Source organism: Rhodopseudomonas infernalis (assembly GCF_022271405.1).
In the GTDB taxonomy this organism is placed as follows: Bacteria; Pseudomonadota; Alphaproteobacteria; order Rhizobiales; family Xanthobacteraceae; genus Rhodopseudomonas; species Rhodopseudomonas infernalis.
Map to the genome: position 1 here is coordinate 15,576 of NZ_JAJNAL010000020.1, position 20,024 is coordinate 35,599.

19 protein-coding genes are annotated in these 20,024 nt (G+C 65.5%); 3 read left to right on the top strand and 16 right to left on the bottom strand.

Annotated elements, in window-relative coordinates; genetic code table 11:
* Positions 1-190 precede the first annotated feature (190 nt).
* Genes LPW26_RS14670 through yajC form a run of 5 tightly spaced genes read right to left on the bottom strand, consistent with a single transcriptional unit; the run spans position 191 to position 4,620 of the window.
* Positions 191-1,048 (bottom strand): phytoene/squalene synthase family protein, encoded by an 858-nt coding sequence (locus tag LPW26_RS14670; RefSeq protein ID WP_238736152.1) that lies wholly within the window; start codon positions 1,046-1,048, stop codon positions 191-193.
* Positions 1,045-1,428: an Mth938-like domain-containing protein gene (locus LPW26_RS14675; protein WP_238736153.1), complete on the bottom strand. Its 384-nt coding sequence runs from the start codon at positions 1,426-1,428 to the stop codon at positions 1,045-1,047. Before LPW26_RS14675 ends, LPW26_RS14670 begins: the two co-directional genes overlap by 4 nt.
* Positions 1,429-1,431: 3 nt before the next feature.
* Entirely contained in the window at positions 1,432-2,532 is a 1,101-nt protein-coding gene (secF, locus tag LPW26_RS14680; protein WP_238736154.1) for a protein translocase subunit SecF, read from the bottom strand.
* 25 nt (positions 2,533-2,557) lie between these two features.
* Complete coding sequence (gene secD / locus LPW26_RS14685; protein WP_238736155.1) at positions 2,558-4,159, bottom strand: protein translocase subunit SecD; 1,602 nt, start codon at positions 4,157-4,159, stop codon at positions 2,558-2,560.
* Positions 4,160-4,200: 41 nt separating this feature from the next.
* Entirely contained in the window at positions 4,201-4,620 is a 420-nt protein-coding gene (gene yajC / locus LPW26_RS14690) for a preprotein translocase subunit YajC (protein ID WP_238736156.1), read from the bottom strand.
* A gap of 188 nt (positions 4,621-4,808) precedes the next feature.
* On the opposite strand from yajC, the gene LPW26_RS14695 reads away from it, so the two are divergent.
* Both LPW26_RS14695 and LPW26_RS14700 read left to right on the top strand, forming a co-directional pair.
* Positions 4,809-5,798 (top strand): ATP-binding protein, encoded by a 990-nt coding sequence (locus LPW26_RS14695; protein WP_238736157.1) that lies wholly within the window; start codon positions 4,809-4,811, stop codon positions 5,796-5,798.
* A gap of 141 nt (positions 5,799-5,939) precedes the next feature.
* Positions 5,940-7,640: an outer membrane protein gene (locus LPW26_RS14700; RefSeq protein ID WP_238736158.1), complete on the top strand. Its 1,701-nt coding sequence runs from the start codon at positions 5,940-5,942 to the stop codon at positions 7,638-7,640.
* Positions 7,641-7,845: 205 nt separating this feature from the next.
* On the opposite strand, the gene LPW26_RS14705 is transcribed toward LPW26_RS14700, so the two are convergent.
* Complete coding sequence (locus LPW26_RS14705) at positions 7,846-9,282, bottom strand: LysM peptidoglycan-binding domain-containing M23 family metallopeptidase (RefSeq protein WP_238736159.1); 1,437 nt, start codon at positions 9,280-9,282, stop codon at positions 7,846-7,848.
* 112 nt (positions 9,283-9,394) lie between these two features.
* Positions 9,395-10,051, bottom strand: a complete 657-nt coding sequence (locus tag LPW26_RS14710) for a protein-L-isoaspartate(D-aspartate) O-methyltransferase (protein WP_238736160.1) — start codon at positions 10,049-10,051, stop codon at positions 9,395-9,397.
* A 210-nt stretch (positions 10,052-10,261) separates the two neighbouring features.
* Here LPW26_RS14710 and LPW26_RS14715 point away from each other — a divergent pair, with 210 nt between their 5' ends.
* The gene (locus tag LPW26_RS14715; RefSeq protein WP_238736161.1) at positions 10,262-10,633 is read left to right on the top strand and encodes a response regulator; all 372 of its coding nucleotides are present in this window, start codon (positions 10,262-10,264) and stop codon (positions 10,631-10,633) included.
* 120 nt (positions 10,634-10,753) lie between these two features.
* On the opposite strand, the gene surE is transcribed toward LPW26_RS14715, so the two are convergent.
* The 9 genes from surE to scpB form a co-directional block, all read right to left on the bottom strand.
* The gene (gene surE, locus LPW26_RS14720) at positions 10,754-11,521 is read right to left on the bottom strand and encodes a 5'/3'-nucleotidase SurE (RefSeq protein WP_238736162.1); all 768 of its coding nucleotides are present in this window, start codon (positions 11,519-11,521) and stop codon (positions 10,754-10,756) included.
* Between the two features lie 200 nt (positions 11,522-11,721).
* A complete protein-coding gene (locus LPW26_RS14725; RefSeq protein WP_238736163.1) occupies positions 11,722-13,917 on the bottom strand; it encodes a TonB-dependent siderophore receptor in 2,196 nt (731 codons plus the stop codon).
* A gap of 297 nt (positions 13,918-14,214) precedes the next feature.
* On the bottom strand, positions 14,215-14,784 hold the full coding sequence (locus LPW26_RS14730; RefSeq protein WP_238736164.1) for a CAP domain-containing protein: 570 nt from the start codon (positions 14,782-14,784) through the stop codon (positions 14,215-14,217).
* 128 nt (positions 14,785-14,912) lie between these two features.
* The gene (locus LPW26_RS14735; protein ID WP_238736165.1) at positions 14,913-16,391 is read right to left on the bottom strand and encodes a serine--tRNA ligase; all 1,479 of its coding nucleotides are present in this window, start codon (positions 16,389-16,391) and stop codon (positions 14,913-14,915) included.
* A 130-nt stretch (positions 16,392-16,521) separates the two neighbouring features.
* Positions 16,522-16,779, bottom strand: coding sequence for a hypothetical protein (locus LPW26_RS14740; protein ID WP_238736166.1), 258 nt, complete (start codon positions 16,777-16,779; stop codon positions 16,522-16,524).
* A gap of 63 nt (positions 16,780-16,842) precedes the next feature.
* Positions 16,843-17,649: a twin-arginine translocase subunit TatC gene (gene tatC, locus LPW26_RS14745; protein WP_238736167.1), complete on the bottom strand. Its 807-nt coding sequence runs from the start codon at positions 17,647-17,649 to the stop codon at positions 16,843-16,845.
* A complete protein-coding gene (gene tatB, locus LPW26_RS14750; RefSeq protein ID WP_238736168.1) occupies positions 17,646-18,200 on the bottom strand; it encodes a Sec-independent protein translocase protein TatB in 555 nt (184 codons plus the stop codon). Before tatB ends, tatC begins: the two co-directional genes overlap by 4 nt.
* A 189-nt stretch (positions 18,201-18,389) precedes the next feature.
* The gene (locus LPW26_RS14755) at positions 18,390-18,629 is read right to left on the bottom strand and encodes a twin-arginine translocase TatA/TatE family subunit (RefSeq protein ID WP_238736169.1); all 240 of its coding nucleotides are present in this window, start codon (positions 18,627-18,629) and stop codon (positions 18,390-18,392) included.
* A gap of 151 nt (positions 18,630-18,780) precedes the next feature.
* Positions 18,781-20,010, bottom strand: coding sequence for an SMC-Scp complex subunit ScpB (gene scpB / locus LPW26_RS14760; RefSeq protein WP_238736170.1), 1,230 nt, complete (start codon positions 20,008-20,010; stop codon positions 18,781-18,783).
* Positions 20,011-20,024 lie beyond the last annotated feature (14 nt).

Below are 20,024 nucleotides of genomic sequence, written 5' to 3' on the forward strand. Positions count from 1 at the left end.
CTTCCCGTGTCCCGGACAAGGCGCCGCGCGTAGCGCGTCGCCGCAGATCCGGGACCCCGGTTCAACGCGACCAAGACCGCACGCGCAGCGATTGGCGGCCATCGCAGAAAGAACCGGGCCCCCGGATCGGCGGCGCACCGCCGCAAGCGGCGGCTGCGCCTTGTCCGGGCACGGCTTATTCCAAAGCGCCTCAGCGAAACGCCTTCGTCCGCACCGCTTTCCACAGCGTCCACAGCGTCACGAGGCGTGAGCGGTCGAACGGGGCGAACAAGTCAGTGTCGGACTGGGCCATCACGTCGAGGTCGCGGCGGGCCAGCGCCAGCGGCAGGAAAGCACGGCGCGCCGGCTTGGGCGCTTCGGCCAGCAACTGCTGGGCGGCGTCGAGATGGCGCAGCGCGATGGCGATCAGATCGTTGAGCGCCTGGCGCAGCTCTGGCGTCTCGCGGCCCGCATAGGCATCGGCCTCGTTGCTGCCGTGCCGCTCCAGCAATTCGAGCGGCAGAAATAGCTGCCGCCGCGACACATCGAACGGCAGCCGCGCGATGGCGCGAGTGATGCCCAGCGCCATGCCGGCGTGGCGGGCGAGATGATCGATCGCCTCCGAGCCCTGGTCGACGATGCGGGCTGCCAGCGCCAGCAGCGTGCCATCGGTGTCGGCCGCATAGGCCTCGAGCGCCGTCACATTCGGCATCGGATCGTTGTAGAGATCGAAGAAATGCGCCTCGATCAGCTGCGACAGTGCCGCGATTGGCAGCGCATGCTCCCGGACGGCGCGCAGGAGTTCGGCAGCGACCGGGTTGCCTTCGACACCGCCGTGGCCGCTGCCGGCCAGCGTGTCGGTCCACCACTGCAGCCGGATTTCGCCAGGCAGCGGCTGGCTGACCTGCTCGCGGATCCGGACGATTTCAGTGTTGAAGGCGTACAGCGCCAGCAGCGAACGACGGCTCGGCGGGTCGACGAACAGCGTCGCAGCGTAGCGGTCGAAATCTGCGCCGCGCACCAAGGCGGCGCAGAACGCCGCATCGGCGTCGCTGCCGGGCTCGCTCATGGCACCGCGATCAGCGCGGCCGCGACACGGCGGCGTTCGCCGATCATGATGTTGTAGGTGCGCACGGCGGGGCCGGTCTGCATCGTATCCAGAACGATGCCGACGGCGCGTAGTTGCTCACGGAGCTGACGCGGCGCGATCCAGACATCGGTGCCGGTGCCGATGATCAGCGTCTCGATTGCGTTGGCGTTGTCGAACACGCGTCGCAAAGCGTAGCGGTCGATCTGCTCGGGACGAGTCACGTCCCAGCCCCACACCGCATCCGGCAGGAACAGCAGCGAGCCGACATGCGACATGTCGCCGAAGTAGAACCCGCCCTTGCCGTAAGCGTCGACCGAAGCCGTCCGAGGAAAATGCGGGATCTCCGAGCGCTCCGCCAAAACTCAGCGCTTCCCTGACTTGCCGGCCTTGGCCGGCTTCTTCGCCGCCGGTGTCGAGGCCGACGTCTCAGCGACCACAGTTGCGGCCGGCTCAGGCAGCTCGGGCTGATCGTCTGGCGCTTCGAGTCGATGCGTGCCGACGCCGAGATAGATCAGGATCGGGGCAGCGATGAAGATCGACGTGTAGGTGCCGACCAGCACCACGCCGAAGATCATCACGGCGGTGAACGAATGGATCGCCTGGCCGCCGAACAGGAACAGCGCGAGCAGCGCCAGCGTCACGGTGACGTGGGTGATGATCGAGCGCGACAGCGTCGAGTTGATCGACTCGTTGAGCAGCTGCGGCATCGGCATCTTCTTGTAGCGCCGCAGCATTTCGCGAATACGGTCGTAGATCACGACGGTGTCGTTCAGCGAGTAGCCGAGAATGGTCAACAGCGCCGCGATCGAGGTCAGGTCGAAGTCGACCTGACTGATCGACATGAAGCCGATCGTCAGCACGATGTCGTGGACGTTGGCGATCATCGCGCCGAGCGCGAACTGCCATTCGAAGCGGAACCAGAGGTAGATCAGAATGCCCAGGATCGCGAGGATCAGGCCGAGCATGCCATAGGCGAGCAGTTCGCTGGAAACGCGAGGGCCAACCACTTCGACGCGGCGATAGTCTACCGAATTGCCGAGCGCAGCGCGCACCTTCTGCACCGCCTCTTGCTGCGCGGCATCACCGCCCGGCTGTTCTGCGACGCGGATCAGCACTTCGGATGGTCCGCCGAACTGCTGCAACTGCACTTCGCCGAGTCCGAGCTTGCCGAGGGTTTCGCGCATCCCCGGGACATCGGCCGCGCCCGAATGAGCCCTGACTTCGAGCAGCGTACCGCCTTTGAAGTCGATGCCGAAATTCAGCCCGTGGGTGAAGAACAGCGTGATCGCGGCGATCGACAGCACCGCCGAAATCGGGAAGCTGATGCGGCGGAATTGGGTGAAGTCGAAATGGGTATTGTCGGGAACGATCCGCAGCGACGGCAGCCAGTTCATGATGCTGACGAACGTCAGCACCGTGACCAGCACGCCCAGCCCGATCAAAATCCACTGTGTCGATGTCACTTGCAGCTCTCTCGGATGGGGGGCGTCAGATCGGCACGGTCTGCGGCCGCTTCCAGCGGACCCAGGCGGCGACGATCAGCCGGGTCACGGTGAAGGCGGTGAACACAGTGGTGATGATGCCGATGCCGAAGGTCACGGCGAAGCCGCGCACCGGGCCGGTGCCGATGTAGAACAGCACCGCGGCGGCGATGAAGGTGGTGATGTTGGAGTCGAGAATTGTCGCCAGCGCCCGCTTGAAACCGGCGTCGATCGCCGAAATCGCGTTGCGCCCTGCCCGCAATTCTTCGCGGATGCGCTCGTAGATCAGCACGTTGCTGTCGACCGCGATGCCCACGGTCAGCACGATGCCGGCGATGCCGGGCAGCGTCAGCGTCGCATTGAGCAGCGACAGCACGCCGAAGATCATCGCCACGTTGATTGCGACCGCGATGTTGGCGAACACGCCGAACAGCCGGTAGGTCAGCAGCATGAAGATGATGACGAGGATCGAGCCCACATAGGCGGCAAGCTCGCCCTTGGCGATCGAGTCCGCGCCGAGACCGGGACCGACGGTGCGCTCCTCGATGATGGTCAGCGGCGCCGGCAGTGCGCCGGCGCGCAGCAGGATCGCCAGATCGTTGGCCTGCTGCACCGTGAAGCTGCCGGAGATCTGACCCGAACCGCCGGTGATCGGCTCGCGGATCACCGGGGCCGAGATCACCTCGTTGTCGAGCACGATGGCGAACGGCTGGCCGACATTCTCGGTGGTGGCGCGGGCGAATTTACGGGCGCCGTTGGTGTTGAAGCGGAAGCTGACGATCGGCTCGCTGGTGCGCTGATCAAAGCCCGGCTGCGCATCGGTCAGGTCGGCGCCGGAGACCAGCACCTGCTTCTTGATGACGTAGGGCTGTTTCGGCGCCTGCGCGCTCAGCAGCACGTCGGAATCCGGCGGCGCCCGGCCGGCCTGCGCCTGGTCCGGCGACACCGACGAATCCACCATGCGGAAATCCAGCTTGGCGGTCTTGCCGAGCAATTCCTTCAGTCGGGTGGGATCCTGCAGGCCCGGCACCTGGACCAGGATACGGTCCGCGCCCTGGCGCTGGATCAGCGGCTCGACAGTGCCGAGTTCGTTGACGCGGCGCTCGACGATCTGGATCGACTGCTCGACCGACTGGCGCACGCGATCGGCGATCGCAGCAGACGGCACCGCCAGCCGGATCAAACCGCTACCGGCGTCGGCGACTTCGAGGCTGCGCTGGCCATTGGAGCCGAGCAAGCCACCCAGCGGCTGCGACAACTCGCGTAGCTTGGTGAGGGCCTGCGGGACGTCGGAGTCCTTGCTGATTTTGACCTCGACGACGTCGCCCTTGATGGCCAGACCGGTATAGGCGATCCGCGCCTCGCGCAGCACACGGCGGGCGTCATCGCGCACCGAATCGAGCTTGTCCTTCTTGACCGAGTTGGCGTCGACTTCGAGCAGGATGTGCGAGCCGCCCTGCAAGTCGAGGCCCAGCACCAGATGGCGCTGCGCCCATTTCGGCCATGTCTTGACGGTGTGTTCGGGGAAGAAATTCGGAACGGCGCAAAGGCAGACCGCCAGCGCCGTCACAATGACCGCCAGCGCCTTCCACCGTGTAAAATATAGCATCGAGATGTCCCGTCAGAAACCGAGAAGGCGCAGTGTCCGCATCAGCTCGATGCGGTGTCGTCCTTGGCAGGCTCGGCCTTGGCCTCGCTCTCCTTGGCGGCGTCCTTCTTGCCTTTGCCCTTCTCGGGCACATCCTTCACCGGTTCGCCCTTGGTGCGGACGCCGGTGATCATTTGGCGCATCTGGCGCACGCGGACACCGTCGGCGACTTCGAATTCGATCTGGTCGTCGTCGACCACCTTGGTCACCTTGCCGACCAGCCCGCCCGAGGTGATGATGGTGTCGCCGCGGCGGACGTTCTTCACCAGCTCGGCGTGCTCCTTCACCTTGCGCTGCTGTGGGCGCAGGATCAGGAAATACATGATGACGAAGATCAGCGCGAACGGCAGCAGCGACATCAGCATGCTGTTGGCGTCGCCGCCGGCGGCGGCGGCCTGAGCATACGCAGGAGTAACAAACATCCGGATTCCCCGTGAAAGCAAGCGAGCCGGCGCGGCGCAGGGGCGACGTCCGGGGGGCGCAAATTCGCGCGGACTATAGCGGCCGCGGTCCCAATTGCAACGCTGGCACCCCTGTTATGACGTCCCGTGCGGGCGGCTTGCGGGGGGTGCCGCAGCCCGATATGGCTGCGCCATCAGGAAGTGCAAGAATGGCAAAAACAACAAAATCCCGCTCCGCCCGCCCCGCGGCGAAATCCGCTACCCGTAAGCCTGCCAAGGCGGCCGCTGCAAAGCGCCGCAGCCCGGCCGCGAAGCCCACCGCAACGGCGCTCGACGGCGCGCTTTTGGAGCGGATCGCGCGCGCGCTGGAAGGCATTTCCACGCAAATGGCAGGCACTTCCGCACATACAGACGCGGCCGTCCTGGCGTCTGCGGAAGCGTTCATCTGGCATCCCGAGGGGCGGCTCGCGCCGGTTCCAAAGGTCAGCCGGGTCGACCTGTCGCTGCTGCAGGGCGTCGACCGGATGCGCGACACGCTGATCGAAAATACCGAGCGGTTCGCGACCGGCCTGCCCGCCAACAACGCTTTGTTGTGGGGCGCGCGCGGCATGGGCAAATCGTCGCTGGTCAAAGCCGCTCACGCGCATGTCAACGCGCAGCCGGATGTCGCCGGCCGATTGAAGCTGATCGAGATTCACCGCGAAGACATCGAGAGCCTGCCGGCGCTGATGACGCTGCTGCGTGCGTCAGACGATCGCTTCATCGTATTCTGCGACGACCTGTCGTTCGACGGCAACGACGCTTCGTACAAATCGCTGAAGGCGGTGCTCGAGGGCGGCATCGAAGGCCGGCCCGACAATGTGATTCTCTACGCGACGTCGAACAGGCGGCATCTGCTGCCGCGCGACATGATGGAGAACGAGCGCTCGACCGCGATCAATCCGGGCGAAGCGGTCGAGGAAAAGGTGTCGCTGTCGGATCGCTTCGGATTGTGGCTCGGCTTCCACAAATGCAGCCAGGACGAATTTCTCGCCATGGTCCGCGGCTATTGCGGCCATTTCGGCATCGCGATCGACGACGACCAGCTCGAACACGAAGCGCTGGAATGGTCGACAACCCGAGGCTCCCGCTCCGGTCGCGTCGCCTGGCAGTTCGTGCAGGACCTCGCCGGCCGGCTGAAGGTGCGGCTCGAGACCTAGTAATCCAAGCCAGGTAATCTCCTCGGGTACGTGCCGCTTCGAAAACGACGCCAGTCATCCCAAACTGCACTGATGATTCGTGGCACCGCCGTCGCTGGGACGGCGATGCCGTCGATCGGGGCAATATGGGGAGCAACGGGCGTGCGCAAATCGATGATCTGTCTTTCCACGGCTCTGGCCGCATCCTGCGGTGCGGCCCAGGCATCGGATGTCGCGCGCCCTTCGGCCGCGTACATCAACGCGTGGAGCTGGACCGGGCTCTATCTGGGCGCACATCTGGGCGGAGGCTTCGGAACCGCGAAGGTCGAAAATCCTTACGGAGCATCGATCTACGGCGATACCGTGCGCGTGCCGAAAGCGCTCGGAGGCCTGCAGGCCGGCTATAATTGGCAGCTCCCGGGATCGCCATGGCTGCTCGGCGTGGAGGTCGATGCCTCCGCACTCGACGCCGACGGCACCGACACCTGTCTGGCTTATGCTGGCCAGTTCGTGTCCGCGAACTGCAGGGTGCGCGAACACGCGATCGGCACCCTGACCGGCCGGTTCGGTCAGGCGTTCGGACCGCAGGGACATTCCCTGGTCTACGTCAAAGGCGGCGCCGCGTTTTTGGTCGGCGACCTGACGATAACGACCAACGCGTCCGACTACCTGAACCAGCCGGCGACGGACCTCAGCGCCACGCGCTGGGGCTGGACCGTCGGCGCGGGCATCGAGCACGCGCTGTCCTCGCGCTGGGCCGTCCGCGCCGAATACGACTACGCCAATTTCGGCACGCGCGGGATCAACAGTCCTGGCGGCGGATTTCAGCGAATCCCGGACGACATCAACAGCCTCGTCGACACCGTCGGCTTGCCGACACGAGCCCGGCAGGATGCGCATCTGGTCAAGCTCGGCGTGAACTACTATTTCGGCCGCGCCGACGACGCCATCGAATCCGGCAGTTTTCTCCCGTTCAAGACGCCGGCGGTGAATTCCTGGTCGGCGTGGAAGATCGATGTCGGCGCGCGCTATTGGTACAGCCACGGCCGCTATCAGAACGACCTCACGCTGAGCACGATCACTTCGCAGCAGAACCATCTCCTCTCGCGCCTCACCTATGAAAGCGAGGGGCATTCGGGCGAAGCGTTCTGGCGGGTCGACGGCCCACACAAGCTGTTCGTGAAAGGCTTCGCTGGTGGCGGCGGGCTGGTCGCGGGGAAGATGACCGACGAGGACTGGTTCCCGACCGACCCCAACTCCGCGACGGCCTATTCGAACACGTATCACAACAAGGTCACCGGCACGATCGCCTACGCAACGCTGGACGCCGGCATCGATCTGATCGGCGATGCCTCCGCCAAGCTCGGCGTGTTCGCCGGCTACAATTTCTATCGCGACCGCAAGGATGCATTCAATTGCACCCAGATCGCGCACCCAAATCCCGAGGCGTTCTGCGGACCGCCGAACCGTCTGTCGATCAGCCAGTATGAAGACTGGCACTCGCTGCGGATCGGCGCGAACGGCAGCTTGACCGTCGCGCCCGGCGCCAAGCTCACGGTCGACGCCGCCTACCTTCCCTACACGCACATTTCGGCGCTCGACATCCACCACAACAGGACGGATGTCGGATCCAAGGACTCCCCCGCCTGGGGCGTCGGGCAAGGCGTTCAGCTGGAAGCGATCCTCACCTACGATGTGACACCGACCTTCAATGTCGGTGTCGGCGGCCGCTATTGGGCGATGTGGGCGACCGACGTGGAGACCGCCGGGTTCGGCAGTCCCGTCGCGACGCAACTGCTGCCGATCCGCGTCGAGCGCTACGGCACCTTCGTGCAGGCGTCCTACAAATTGGACGTCCAATGAAATAGCGGCACCCGGCGACGAGCGCTCCGCCGAGTCGTCTGCCCCCGCATGACCTCGTCGGACCGCCGAAGCTCAGCCACTCCCCCGTGCCCCGGACAAGGCGCAACGCGCCGCTTGCGGCGTGTCCGGGACACGGAAGATCAAAAAATGCCCGGCATTTGCGCCGGGCATCAGCTTGTCAGGCATTTTCCCTCGACGGCGTTGCTCAGGCGCCGTTGAGGAACTTGAGCGGATCGACCGGGGACGATCCCTTGCGGATCTCGAAGTGCAACTGCGGGGAGCCGACTTCGCCGGACTGACCGGACTTCGCGATGGTCTGGCCGCGCTTGATGGTCTCGCCACGCTTGACCATCAGTTCGCTGGCATGGGCGTAGGCGGTGACGTAGCCGTTGGAGTGGCGCACCAGAACCAGGTTGCCGTAGCCCTTCAGCTCGCTGCCCGCATAGGCGACCACGCCGTCTTCGGCTGCTTTCACCGGGGTGCCTTCCGGCACCGCGAGGTTGATGCCGTCGTTGGATTTGCCGTTGGTCTTAGCGCCATAGGCGGTGATGACGCGGCCACGCACCGGCCAGCGGAAGCTCGGCAGCGCGCCGGTGGCCTCGGCCGCCTTGACGGGCGACGCTTCGGCGGGCTCGGCCGCCGCCGGAGTTTCGGTCGGCGCAACCATCCTGGCCTTCTGCACGGGCTCGACCGGTGCCGCAGTCGCCATCCGGACCGGCGGCGCGGCGGCGGGCGCCGCAGCCTGTGCGACAGGAGCCGGCGCGGCTGCCGGGGCTGCGGCGGGCGCAGCCATTGCGGTCGCCTGCCCGCCCGGCACGTTGATTCGCATGCCCGGCTTGAGATGCGCGGTGGTCGACAGGTTGTTGGCCCGGGCCAGTTCGGACAGCGAAACGTTGTTGCGACGCGAGATGTTCATCAGTGTGTCGCCGGCATTGACGTAGTGCACGCGCGAGGCGGCCGGAGCCGGTGCCGCCGCGACCGGGCGGGCAGCGGGCGGCGCAGCGGCGGGCGCCTGCAGCGCGGCAGTCCGCTGCGGGATGACCAGCGATTGGCCCGGCTGAAGCCGGCGCGGTCCCTTGTAGCCATTGGCGTGCAGGATATCGGCGGTCGAGACGTTGTAGCGGCGCGACAGCCCTTCCAGCGTGTCGCTGGTCCCGACGATGATGGTGGTGCCGGCGGCAGGCGCAGGAGCCAGCGCGGGTGCCGGAGCAGGTCGGGCAGCCGCCACGGAGCGCGGCGCTGTGGCGCCGGTCGCTTCCATCGGGGCACGCGCCGGCGGCTCGTAGCGCGGCGGCGGCTCGTAAGACGCGACGCCGCGTCCACCACCCGACATGCCGTTACCCCCACCCGCCACCGGATAGGACGGCGGGGCCGAGATCGGCGGCAAGGCCTGGGACTGATACTGCGGCTGCGCCTGCTGATACTGCGGGCGTGAATATTGCGGCAGCTCACGCGGCTCTGCGTAACGCTGCGGCTGCGGCCGCTGCTGCACCGACCCGGTGGATTCGACAGGCCCGAACGGAGCCTGCTGAAACCGGGTCTGCATGTCCGCGCTACAGGCGCTGAATCCGACCGACACAAACGCCAGCACCGCCACCTGCGGAGCCCGACGCGAGCAAAGCAACTCGACTACGCGGGACATGGTTACTCACTCATACGCAACTCAAGGTAAATTGAGTAAACACGTACGGAGTAAACAACGCTTTAAGCCTGAGCCGAGACGGGCCTTGACGCGGTGCTTTGATGCAGTTGCGTCACAGCTCGCGCGCGACGCCCGGCAGCGCGGCGACGAACCGGACATCGACCAGCGGCTTGCGAACGAAATCATCGCCCTTGCGATGGACGCGGATCAGCGTCTGCCGTCCGTTCGCAGGTCCGATCGGTGCGATCAGGAGGCCATCTGGATCGAGCAGATCGAGCAACGATTGCGGCAACTCGGGCGCGGCGACGGTCACCAGGATGCGGTCGAACGTACCCTGCCCGTCCGGCAGCGCGAGACCGTCCGCAAGCAGCACCTCGACATTGGCGTAATTCAGCTCGCGCAGCCGAGTCCGCGCGGCGTTGGCAAGCGTCCGGAATCGCTCGACGCTGACGACACTGCTTGCGAGGCGCGACAGCACCGCAGCGTGATAGCCGGAGCCGGTGCCGATTTCGAGCACACGGTGCTTCGGCTGGATCTGCAGTTGCTCGGTCATGTAGGCGATGACGAACGGCTGGCTCAGCGTCTGGCCGCACGGGATCGGCAGCGCGGTATCGCGCCATGCATTGGGCCGGTGGATCGGATCAACGAAGCGGTCTCGGGGTACCGCTTCCATCGCCTGCAGCACGCCCCGATCGCTGACCCCGCGGCGACGCAAGCTCAGCTGAAACATCATCTTTTCGGGCGGAGCCGCAATCCCGGAACTGATCATCACCCTATCGCCCGCCTGCGCGAATCGACGCGCGTCGCGGCGCCGACTTCATGATTCCATCAAATTGTTGGATTGCCGCCGGAATTCTGGCAAGCCTGTGTTGCACTGGGTCTCGGCCCAAGAAGGTTGAGATTGCGTCGCAAGGCTATATTTGCGATTTTAAGGCGAATGGCCGGCCGGATTTCGGGGCGGCCCCAAAGGAATAATCCGATGACGATCAACAAGCCGGCCGGCTCCGTCTTTCTGGTGGAGGACGAGGCCATGATCAGGATGATGGTCGTCGACATGCTGGAAGAGCTCGGCTTCAACGTCGTGGCCGAAACCGGCGAGATCAACGAGGCCGTCAAGCTTGCCGGCACCACCGATTTCGACGTCGCGATTCTCGACGTCAACGTCAACGGCAAGGTGATTTCACCGGTCGCCGACGTGCTCAAGGCGCGCAACCGGCCGTTCATCTTCGCCACCGGCTACGGCACCCAAGGCGTCCCCGAGGATTACCGAGACCGCCCGGCCCTGCAGAAGCCGTTCCAGATCGAGTCGCTGAAGCAGGCCCTCGACAGCACCCTTCGCGGCGCGGCCTAATCACCCGTAGGGTGGGCAAAGGCGCGCAAGCGCCGTGCCCACGCGTGATTCTCTCGTCCCTCAGAAGCGTCGTAGAGCGTGGGCACGCTTCGCTTTGCCCACCCTACGCGGCCCCGCGCCTCACCCCAGCGTCTTCGCCAGCGTCGCCGAGAATGCCTCGTCGGTGCGGTCGAGACGCAGCGGCGTCACCGAGACGTAGCGCGCCGCCAGCGCGGCCAGATCGGTGCCTTCGGCCGGCATGTCGACCACGGCGATGCGCTCGAAGCCGATCCAGAAATACGGATTGCCGCGGCCGTCATGGCGCTCGTCGATCTTGAGGAAGCCCTGGTTGCGCTTGCCCTGCCGCGTCACCTGCACGCCCTGCACTTCGTTCGCGAGGCACGCCGGGAAGTTGATGTTGATGACGGTGTTCTTCGGCACGCCGGCCTTGATTGCCTTGCGAAGGATGTCGGGGCCGTGCGCCTTCGCGGTGTCCCACAGCGGCGCGTTGCGGGTTTCCAGCGTGAATTCCTGCGACAGCGCGAACGACGGGAAGCCCAAAATGGTGCCCTCCAGCGCGCCCGCGATGGTGCCCGAATAGACCACGTCCTCGGCGACGTTGCGGCCGCGGTTGACGCCGGACAGCACCAGATCCGGCGCCTTGTCGGCGAGGATGTGCCGCGCGCCCATGATCACGCAGTCGGTCGGCGTGCCGCGCACCGCGAAGTGGCGCGGGCCGACTTCGCGCAGCCGCAGCGGATCGTTCAGCGACAGCGAATGCGACACGCCCGACTGGTCGAGCTCCGGCGCCACCACCCAGACGTCGTCGGACAGCGCCCGCGCGATCTCCTCGACCACTTTGAGCCCGGGCGCATGGATGCCATCGTCATTGGTGCACAGAATCCGCATGTCGCTCGGGCGCCTCTCTGAAGGTCGTTGTTGATGGCCGTGGTCATATCCGGCCCGGCCGCGCGAGGCAAATTCAGAGTATGCGACCGCTGCTGCAAGCAAGCCCGTGTCCCGGATCTGCGCAGCGGCGCTGCGTACCGCAGCGCGTCCGGGGGAACGCCGGCCAGAGGCGAGCCGCCTCCGCGCCCGGCGTCAGGCGGTCACCAGCGCGCGGTGACGCTGCCGAGCACGGTGCGGCCCTGCGTGAAGGTGCAGTTGCCGCCGTTGCAGATGCCGATGCGCTGATCGCCGAGATTGCGCGCGTTGACGGCGAACCGCATGCCGCGGAAATCGTAATGCACGCCGGCGTCGAACGCCGTGCTCGCCGGATTGCGCACGGTATTGGCCGAGTCCGCCCAGGTCCAATCGATCCAGCGCACGCCCGCGCCGAGACCAAACCCGGCGAGCGCGCCGGTCTGCCAGGTGTAATCCATGAACACAGCCGCCTGCTGGGTCGGCACACCGATCGGCACCTTGCCGAGATCGGCATCGTTGCTGCGCGTCACTTCGGCCTCGGTGTAGCTGTACGAGGCGATGCCTTTCAGGCCTTCCGCGAGCGACAGTACGGCCTCCAGTTCCGTCCCGCGTGTCCGGACCTGCCCGGTCTGCACCGAATACATCGCGCCGAACACCGGATCGACCGTCAGCACGTTGTCCTTGGTCAGGTTGAACCAGGTCGCGGTGAAATAGCTGTTCCAGCCGCGCGGCTGATACTTGATGCCGGCTTCGATCGACTCGCCGGTGGTCGGTGCGAACGGCGATGCGCCCCGCCCCGGCGCCGTGGTGCCGGCCTGCGGCAGGAACGACGTCGCGTAGTTGACGTAAGGCGCGACGCCGCTGTCGAACAGATACAGCAGCCCGGCGCGCCCGGTGAAGCGGTTCGGCGTGCTGGTGGTGTTGGTGTTCGACAGTTCGTCGTGATGCGACAGCTCGGAGAAGTCCTGCCGGCCGCCGAGCGTCAGGCGCCAGCCGCCGAGCGCCAACTGATCCTGCACGTACAGGCCGAGTTGCCCGAGCGTCTGCCGATTGGCGGCGAGCAACGACAGCTCGGAGGTCGGAAACGCGACGCCGATCACCGGATTGGTCAAATCGAGCGGCGGCGCCGACCCGACGGAGTAGCCGAAATTCGTCGCCTGCCTGAAGTAATCGATGCCGGCCAGCACGGTGTGCCGGATCGGCCCGGTGGCGAGCTTCGCCTCGATCTGGCTGTCGATGGCGAAGGTGTTCAGCGTTTCCTTGAAGTTGGACGCATAGCGGTTGAGCGTGCGCCCATCGGCCGACAGACCGAGCCCGTCGATCATGTCGCCGTCGAGCCGCGCATGGCCGATGCGCAAGTTCTGCCTAAACGTCAGCGCCGGATTGAAGCGGTGCTCCAGCCGGTAGCCGATCGAGGCCTGCGATATCTTCAGCGTGTCGAACGCGGGATCGCCGAGCCGGATATTGGTGGCCAGCCCGGTGACCGGGTTCTGCATGTAGTACGGCCACATCGAGGCCTTGCTGCGCGTGTACTCCGACAGAATGGTGAGGGTCGTATCCTCGCCGAGCTTCGCCGTGACGCTCGGCGCGAGGAAGACGCGGTCGTCCCAGGTGCCGGGAATCTGCGTGCCGCTGTCGCGCACCAGGCCGGTGAAGCGATAAAGTAGATCGTCGTGGCCGGGCACCGGTCCGCTGAAATCGAACCGTCCCTGGTAGCGGTTGAAATTGCCCACGTCGAAGCCGGCCTCGTTGAGCCGATACGGCAACGGCATCTTGCTGACGTAGTTCACCAGCCCGCCGGCATCGTTGGCGCCGTACAGCACCGAGGACGGTCCGCGCAGCACTTCAATGCGTTCCGCCCCATAGGGCTCGTTGCGGAAATAGACGTAGAGGCCGTTACCCTGCCGCAGACCGTCGCGATAATTGCCGAATTGCGTGCTCGAGAAGCCGCGGATCATGAACTGATCGTAGCGCGCGTCGTAGCCGAACGGTTGCGTCTGCACGCCGGCCGTATAGGCCAGCGCCTCGCCGACCGTGCGGGCGCCGGTGTCGCGGATCTGATCCTGGGTCACGACCGAGACCGACTGCGAACTTTCGATCAGCGGCGTGTTGCTCTTGGTGCCGGTCGCACTGGCTGATGCGACGAAGCCGCTGACCGGCCCGGTCGCGCTCGACAGCGTCGTCGCGGATGCCGGCGCGACCGCAGCCGGAGGCTGGGCCGGTGTGGCTCGCTGCGCCGTTCTGCGCTGCTGTGTTGCAGTCGAGCGGCGATCGGCGCGCGCCGGCCGCGCCAGCGCCGGCTTCGGCGCATCGACCGTAACCGAAGGCAGCGCTGTCTGGGCATGGGCCTCAAGGCTCCAGCAGGCATCCCCGATCAACAAGCTGCAACTCGCGAGCGCAACGCGTCGCGAGACTTTCCATACCGGCATTCCCAGTACCCCAGCACCAACAATTGAGTGGGCTTATGCGTGGGTGGTGGGTCGGAAACAATTTGAATGGGTCTAGAAACAAGCTGCGGACATTCGTCCGCATTACGGCGAAAACTGCGCACCAAATGGGCCTTGCAAGCATCGGGCTCATGCGACGGCGGCATAAGTCTGGAATGATTCCAGTCGATACTGCGCGGGTCACGCGATATCGACACGAAAAAGTGGCGGATGGCACGAACCGCAGCTCAATCAGAAGCACAGCCCCAGCATCTTGATCGTGCAGTCGCGTGAAGGCGGCTTGGGCTTCGCCGGCTTGTCCTTGGCTGCGCCCTTCGCGGCGACCGCGTCCGTTTTGACTGACTTGGTCGGCTTCACCGGCGGCTTTGGCTTCGGCTTGTCGTAACCGCCGGCGATCACCATCGCCCAATAGGTCCGGCCGCTGGCGCTCTTGGCGTTGGCGACGCCGACCTTCGAGGCACCCTTCAGCAGCAGGTTGCGGCGATGGCCGGGCGAGTTGATCCATTGGCCGAGCGTCTTCGGAAAGCTGTCGTAGCCGTAGGCGATGTTCTCGGCCGCACTGCCAGCCTTCGACGGCGCGACCCGGTTGTTGAAGTTGCCGACCACGTCGTGATCGAGCACGTCCTTGGCCGCCATCCCGGCCGCCTGCTGCTGCGCAATCGCATTCAGCGTCGCATCCATCACCACCTTGCCCTCGCCGTTCTTGGCGCGGAATTCGGAGATGAGATCGGCCGGGCCGGCGGCGAAAGCGGGCGTAGCAACGACTGAAGCGAAGAAAGTCACCCCGAGTATCAGCGTCATTGCGAGCGCAGCGAAGCAATCCAGAGCGCCGAGCACGGGGCTGGATTGCTTCGTCGCGGAGCCTGTGCTCGGACGGCGCGAAGCGCCGATCCGAGTGCTCCTCGCAATGACGGGGAGAGTCATCAGCCTCACGCCTTCGCGATCACTTTCAACCCGCCCATATACAGCTGCAGCGCCTCGGGCACGGCGATCGAGCCGTCTTCCTGCTGATAGTTCTCGATCACCGCGATCAGTGCGCGGCCGACGGCGGTGCCGGAGCCGTTCAGGGTGTGGACGAAGCGGGCCCCCCCTGAACCCGCACGGGCGGCCCCCGCTTTAGCATGTCCCGCTAAACTGGTTGAACGAGGGCGATATCGCGCATCCATCCGGCGGGCCTGGAAGTCGCCGCACACCGAGCATGACGAGATCTCCCGATAAGCGCCTCCCTCGCCCTGCCCAGGCATCCAGACCTCGATGTCGTAGGTCTTCTGCGACGCGAAGCCCATGTCCCCGGCGCACAAGGTCATGACGCGATAATGCAGCCCGAGCCGCCGCAGCACTTCCTCGGCGCAAGACAGCATCCGCTCGTGCTCGTCCTTGGACTGCTCCGGCGTGGTGATCGACACCAGTTCCACCTTGGTGAACTGATGCTGCCGGATCATCCCACGCGTATCGCGGCCGGCCGCACCGGCCTCGGCGCGGAAGCACGGCGTCAACGCCGTCAGCCGCATCGGCAGCTCTTTTTCGTCGAGGATGGATTCACGGACGAGATTGGTCAGCGAGACTTCGGCGGTGGGGATAAGCCAATAGCGATCTGGGCCTCGAGCGGAACCCATCGTTTTCTGAATTTCCCGATTTTGTTCTTCGGGCTCTAACGTACGTAAATCGCGCCTCTCTCGCTCCAACCTCACCCTGGTCTCTTCCAGAACGCCAGCTAGAGTAGTAAGCGGACTCTGCTTCCAAGTCGGAAACTGATCATCTTCAAACTTAGGCAACTGCGCTGTGCCGAACATCGCATCGTCCTTGACCAGGAGCGGCGGGTTCACCTCCGTGTAGCCATGCTCGCCGGTGTGGACGTCGAGGAAGAACTGGCCGATCGCGCGTTCAAGCCGCGCCAGGCCCTTCTTCAGCACAACGAAGCGCGCGCCGCTGATCTTCGCGGCGGCTTCGAAGTCCATCATGCCGAGCGCTTCGCCGAGGTCGTAGTGAGCCTTCGGCGTGAACGCGTAGCTCGGCTTTTCGCCGAAGCGGTGATGCTCGACATTGCCGTGCTCGTCGGCGCCTTCCGGCACCTCGGCGAGCGGCAGGTTCGGGATTTCCGACAGCGCCTTTTTCAGCGCCTCGTCGGCCTCCTTCACCGCGGCGTCCAGCGCCGCCATCGTCGTCTTCAGCTCGGCGACCTCGGCCATCAGCGCATCGGCCCGCGCGTTGTCCTTGGCCTTCTTGGCGTCGCCGATTTCCTTTGACGCCGCATTGCGCCGCGCCTGCGCCTGCTCGGCCGCCAGCACCGCCTTGCGCCGCGCCTCGTCGAGCGCCAGCAGGCTGTCGGCGATCGGCGCCAGCCCCCGCCTCGTGAACGCAGCGTCGAACGCCTGCGGATTGTCGCGGATCGCTTTGATGTCGTGCATGGAATTGCCCCGTCATGGCCGGGCTCGTCCCGGCCATTCACGTCTTTGCGGTAGTGGGTCTGTAGAAGACGCGGGTGCCTGGCACAAGGCCGGCATGGGCGTGGAAGGTTTCGCGCCTCGAATGGCGGGCTCAGTGCGCGTGCAGCATCGCAGCCGCGATGCCCACGACCGCAGCCAGCACGCCAAAACCGGCCGCCACGATCCCCCCCAGCCGAACGGTCAGCCGCCAGGTCAGCGTCTCCATAGCCGCGTTCAAATCCGTCTTCGTCACCAGTTCGGCCATGACAAACTCGCGTGCCGCCTCGGCATTCGCCTCCGCTTGCTCGTTCGGAACACCCGCGCTTCTCAAACGCTTAGCATAACCCAAGGTATCGAATGCGAAAGCCATCTGCCGCCCCTCGTGGAAGAGGATAGGAGCCTTCCCGAGCGGCGCAACCGCGGGCGATCCGCCCTACTCCGCCGGCTTCGACGACTCGGCGTCAGCCGCCCCAGCCGCTGCCGCGGCCTGTTTCTTTTCGACGATGCGGACAGCGAAGATCGAGCCTTCGTAAAGGATCATCAGCGGGATCGCCAGCGAGGCCTGGCTGATGACGTCGGGCGGGGTCAGCACCGCGGCGATGACGAAGGCGCCGACGATGAAGTAGCGGCGCTTCTCGCGGAGCTGCTTGGAGGTCAGCACGCCGATCCGGCCGAGCAGCGTCAGGATCACCGGAAGCTGGAACGCCAGGCCGAACGCGAAGATCAGCGACATCATCAGCGACAGATATTCGCCGACCTTGGGCAGCAGCTGGATTTGCGCGGTTTCGTCGCCACCGATCTGCTGCATGCCGAGCGAGAACCGCACCAGCATCGGCAGCACGACGAAATACACCAGCAGCGAGCCGAGCGCGAAGAACACCGGCGTCGCGACGAGATACGGCAGGAACGCGTTCTTCTCGTGCTTGTAGAGACCGGGCGCGACGAACTTGTAGATCTGCGTGGCCACGATCGGGAACGAGATGAAGCCGGCGCCGAACATCGCCAGTTTGAGCTGGGTGAGGAAGTATTCCAGCAGCGCGGTGTAGATGAACTTCGAATTCTCCGCCCCTGCGACCCAGACGAACGGCCACACCAGCACGTTGTAGATCTGCTTGGCGAAGAAGAAGCAGAAGATAAAGGCGATGCCGAATCCCAGCAGGGCCTTGATCAGCCGCGAGCGCAGCTCGATCAGGTGATCCATCAACGGCGCCTTGGAGGCTTCGATGTCCTCGGCGCTCATGAGGCTTTGGCGTCCTTGACGGGCTCCGCCGGAGTCGGCGGCGCGGGATGGGATAGATCGGGCGGCGCCATATCCTGGGTCGCCAGCGCGTGAGTCTCGGCCGGCACCGGAAGATGCTCTGCGCCGCTCGTATGCGCTTCGCTGACGATCGCCAGCGGCTCGCTGGTCACGGCCTGATGCGTGGTGGCTTCGATGAAGGTCTCGGGAGTCGGCGGGACCGGAGTAGTCGGCTCGACCGGCGGGGTGTCGATGGTGTCCTTCTTGTCGATCGCCGCAGCTTCGGAAATCTCGCTGCCGAGCTTGGTCAGCATGTTGTTGGTGGCCAGACCGCTGGTCGCCTCGCGGACCTCGTCGAACGATTTTTTGAGGTCGGCCATTTCGGCCTCGCGCATCGCTTCCTGGAACTGCCCTTGGAATTCGGTGGCGAGCTTGCGTGCCTTGCCCATCCACTGCCCGACCATGCGGAGCACACCGGGCAATTCCTTCGGACCGATCGCGATCAGCGCGACCACCCCGATCACCACCAGTTCACTCCACCCGATGTCGAACATGAAATGTGCCGAACATGCCAAACTGCGCCGGCGGGCCGAGATCGGCATCCGCCCCGGCGATCACTCGCCCCTGCGACACTCCTGCCCGACGCGACGTATCACCACAAGAGGTTTGCTGCACGCATAGGCGCTGCCGCAGGTTTGCCTCATCGAGCGGCGGCGCGACGGCAGCTCCGGTGCGCGACCGGGTCAGACCGCCTTGCTGCCTACGTCGGTGCGGTTCGGCGCTGTGCCGGGCGCCGCGGTGTGGTCGAGCGACTTCACGGGCTCGGGCTTTTCGGCAGTCTTTTCATCATCCTGCAGGCCCTTCTTGAAGGACTTAATGCCCTGCGCGACGTCGCCCATGAGGTCGGAAATCTTACCACGACCGAACAGCAGCAGGACGACCGCGATGACGACGATCCAGTGCCAGATACTGAGTGAACCCATCCTGCAATCTCCCGAAACTCGACCGGCGCGCCAGCCTGTGCCCTGCCTTGGAAACTAGGGGCAAGAGCGATCAAAAACAAGGATTTAAGCCGCGCCAACGCCGACGTGATTGACGCGGCCTTGATGTTCCCGTCGCCCCGCTCCGCTACCGTCAGGTCGGCTCGCGGCCCTGATCGTCGTCCTCATCCTCCGCCTCATCGGCGTTCGACTCGTCGGCCTCTTCACCGACTGCATCGGGATCAGAGGTGTCGTGATCCGGTACATCCGCCGCCGGCTCGCCAGCCTCGTCGGCTTCAACCTCGCCCTGCTCGTCCTCGAACGATTCGAGACCTGCTTCTTCGAGGGCAGACTCGGTCGTCTCATCCTCGCCAAGAAAGGCTGCAGCTTGAGCGTCGTCAGACGCGCTGTCGTCAGCATCGGCCAGCACGATGTCCTCCGAGGCGGCCTCTTCCCCGGTCGCAGCGTCGTCGTCAACGACCACGTCTCCGGCTTCGACGAAGCCAACCTCGGTGTCGAGCCCCTCGTCCTCAGACGTCTCGGCGAAGCCGGTCTCTAGCTCGGCGCTGTCCTCGGCAGCCGCCTCGGCAACGCCGACAGCGGTTTCGCCTTCCGGTTGTTCGTGGTCGGCAGACGCCTCGGCCGGCGGAGCCTCGTCGGTTTCCGGATCGGCGAGCGGCGCCAGCGCCAGATCGAGCTCGCCCCCCTCGAGCGGATCTTCGTCTTCGCGCAGGGTCGGATCGTCCGATGGCGTCGGCACGCTGAAGCCGGTGGGCAAACGCGTGTCGAGCAGACCCGAGCCCTTGAGCTCTTCGAGGCCGGGCAGATCGCTCAGCGCTTCGAGGCTGAACTGCGCCAGGAAGGCATCCGTCGTGCCGAACGTCAGTGGACGGCCCGGCGTCTTGCGGCGGCCGCGCGGGCGAATCCAGCCGGTTTCCAGCAGCACGTCGAGCGTGCCCTTCGACGTTACCACGCCGCGGATCTCTTCGATCTCGGCGCGGGTGATCGGCTGGTGATAGGCGATGATCGCCAGCATCTCGATCGCGGCGCGCGACAGCTTGCGGGTCTCGGTGGTCTCACGCGTCATCAGCCAGGCGAGATCGCCGGCGGTGCGGAACGTCCATTTGCTGGCGATGCGGACCAGATTGACGCCGCGATGCGCATAGTCCGCCTGCAGCTGCGCCAGCGCCGCCTTGATATCGACGCCCTCGGGCATCCGCTTGGCTAGCGCCGCCTGCTCGAGCGGTTCGGGTGAAGCGAACAGCAGGGCTTCGAGAAGACGCAGCTCCTCGGGCCGGCTCTGCGGCTGCTGTTCGGTCACGACTTCGTCGCGTTCGAGCTTGGGTTCGAACTCCACGATGCGCTTCTCCGCCAGACTTGCCATGGCTCGCTCTCCTT

What these genes read in the sequence shown, in the direction of transcription:
- tatC (WP_238736167.1), bottom strand. Translation starts at nt 17,649, where the DNA reads ATGAGCGCCGAGGACATCGAAGCCTCCAAGGCGCCGTTGATGGATCAC.
- LPW26_RS14730 (WP_238736164.1), bottom strand. Translation starts at nt 14,784, where the DNA reads ATGACGCTGATACTCGGGGTGACTTTCTTCGCTTCAGTCGTTGCTACG.
- LPW26_RS14740 (WP_238736166.1), bottom strand. Translation starts at nt 16,779, where the DNA reads ATGGCTTTCGCATTCGATACCTTGGGTTATGCTAAGCGTTTGAGAAGC.
- surE (WP_238736162.1), bottom strand. Translation starts at nt 11,521, where the DNA reads ATGCGGATTCTGTGCACCAATGACGATGGCATCCATGCGCCCGGGCTC.
- LPW26_RS14715 (WP_238736161.1), top strand. Translation starts at nt 10,262, where the DNA reads ATGACGATCAACAAGCCGGCCGGCTCCGTCTTTCTGGTGGAGGACGAG.
- LPW26_RS14670 (WP_238736152.1), bottom strand. Translation starts at nt 1,048, where the DNA reads ATGAGCGAGCCCGGCAGCGACGCCGATGCGGCGTTCTGCGCCGCCTTG.
- LPW26_RS14710 (WP_238736160.1), bottom strand. Translation starts at nt 10,051, where the DNA reads ATGATCAGTTCCGGGATTGCGGCTCCGCCCGAAAAGATGATGTTTCAG.
- scpB (WP_238736170.1), bottom strand. Translation starts at nt 20,010, where the DNA reads ATGGCAAGTCTGGCGGAGAAGCGCATCGTGGAGTTCGAACCCAAGCTC.
- secD (WP_238736155.1), bottom strand. Translation starts at nt 4,159, where the DNA reads ATGCTATATTTTACACGGTGGAAGGCGCTGGCGGTCATTGTGACGGCG.
- yajC (WP_238736156.1), bottom strand. Translation starts at nt 4,620, where the DNA reads ATGTTTGTTACTCCTGCGTATGCTCAGGCCGCCGCCGCCGGCGGCGAC.
- tatB (WP_238736168.1), bottom strand. Translation starts at nt 18,200, where the DNA reads ATGTTCGACATCGGGTGGAGTGAACTGGTGGTGATCGGGGTGGTCGCG.
- LPW26_RS14695 (WP_238736157.1), top strand. Translation starts at nt 4,809, where the DNA reads ATGGCAAAAACAACAAAATCCCGCTCCGCCCGCCCCGCGGCGAAATCC.
- LPW26_RS14735 (WP_238736165.1), bottom strand. Translation starts at nt 16,391, where the DNA reads ATGCACGACATCAAAGCGATCCGCGACAATCCGCAGGCGTTCGACGCT.
- LPW26_RS14755 (WP_238736169.1), bottom strand. Translation starts at nt 18,629, where the DNA reads ATGGGTTCACTCAGTATCTGGCACTGGATCGTCGTCATCGCGGTCGTC.
- LPW26_RS14705 (WP_238736159.1), bottom strand. Translation starts at nt 9,282, where the DNA reads ATGTCCCGCGTAGTCGAGTTGCTTTGCTCGCGTCGGGCTCCGCAGGTG.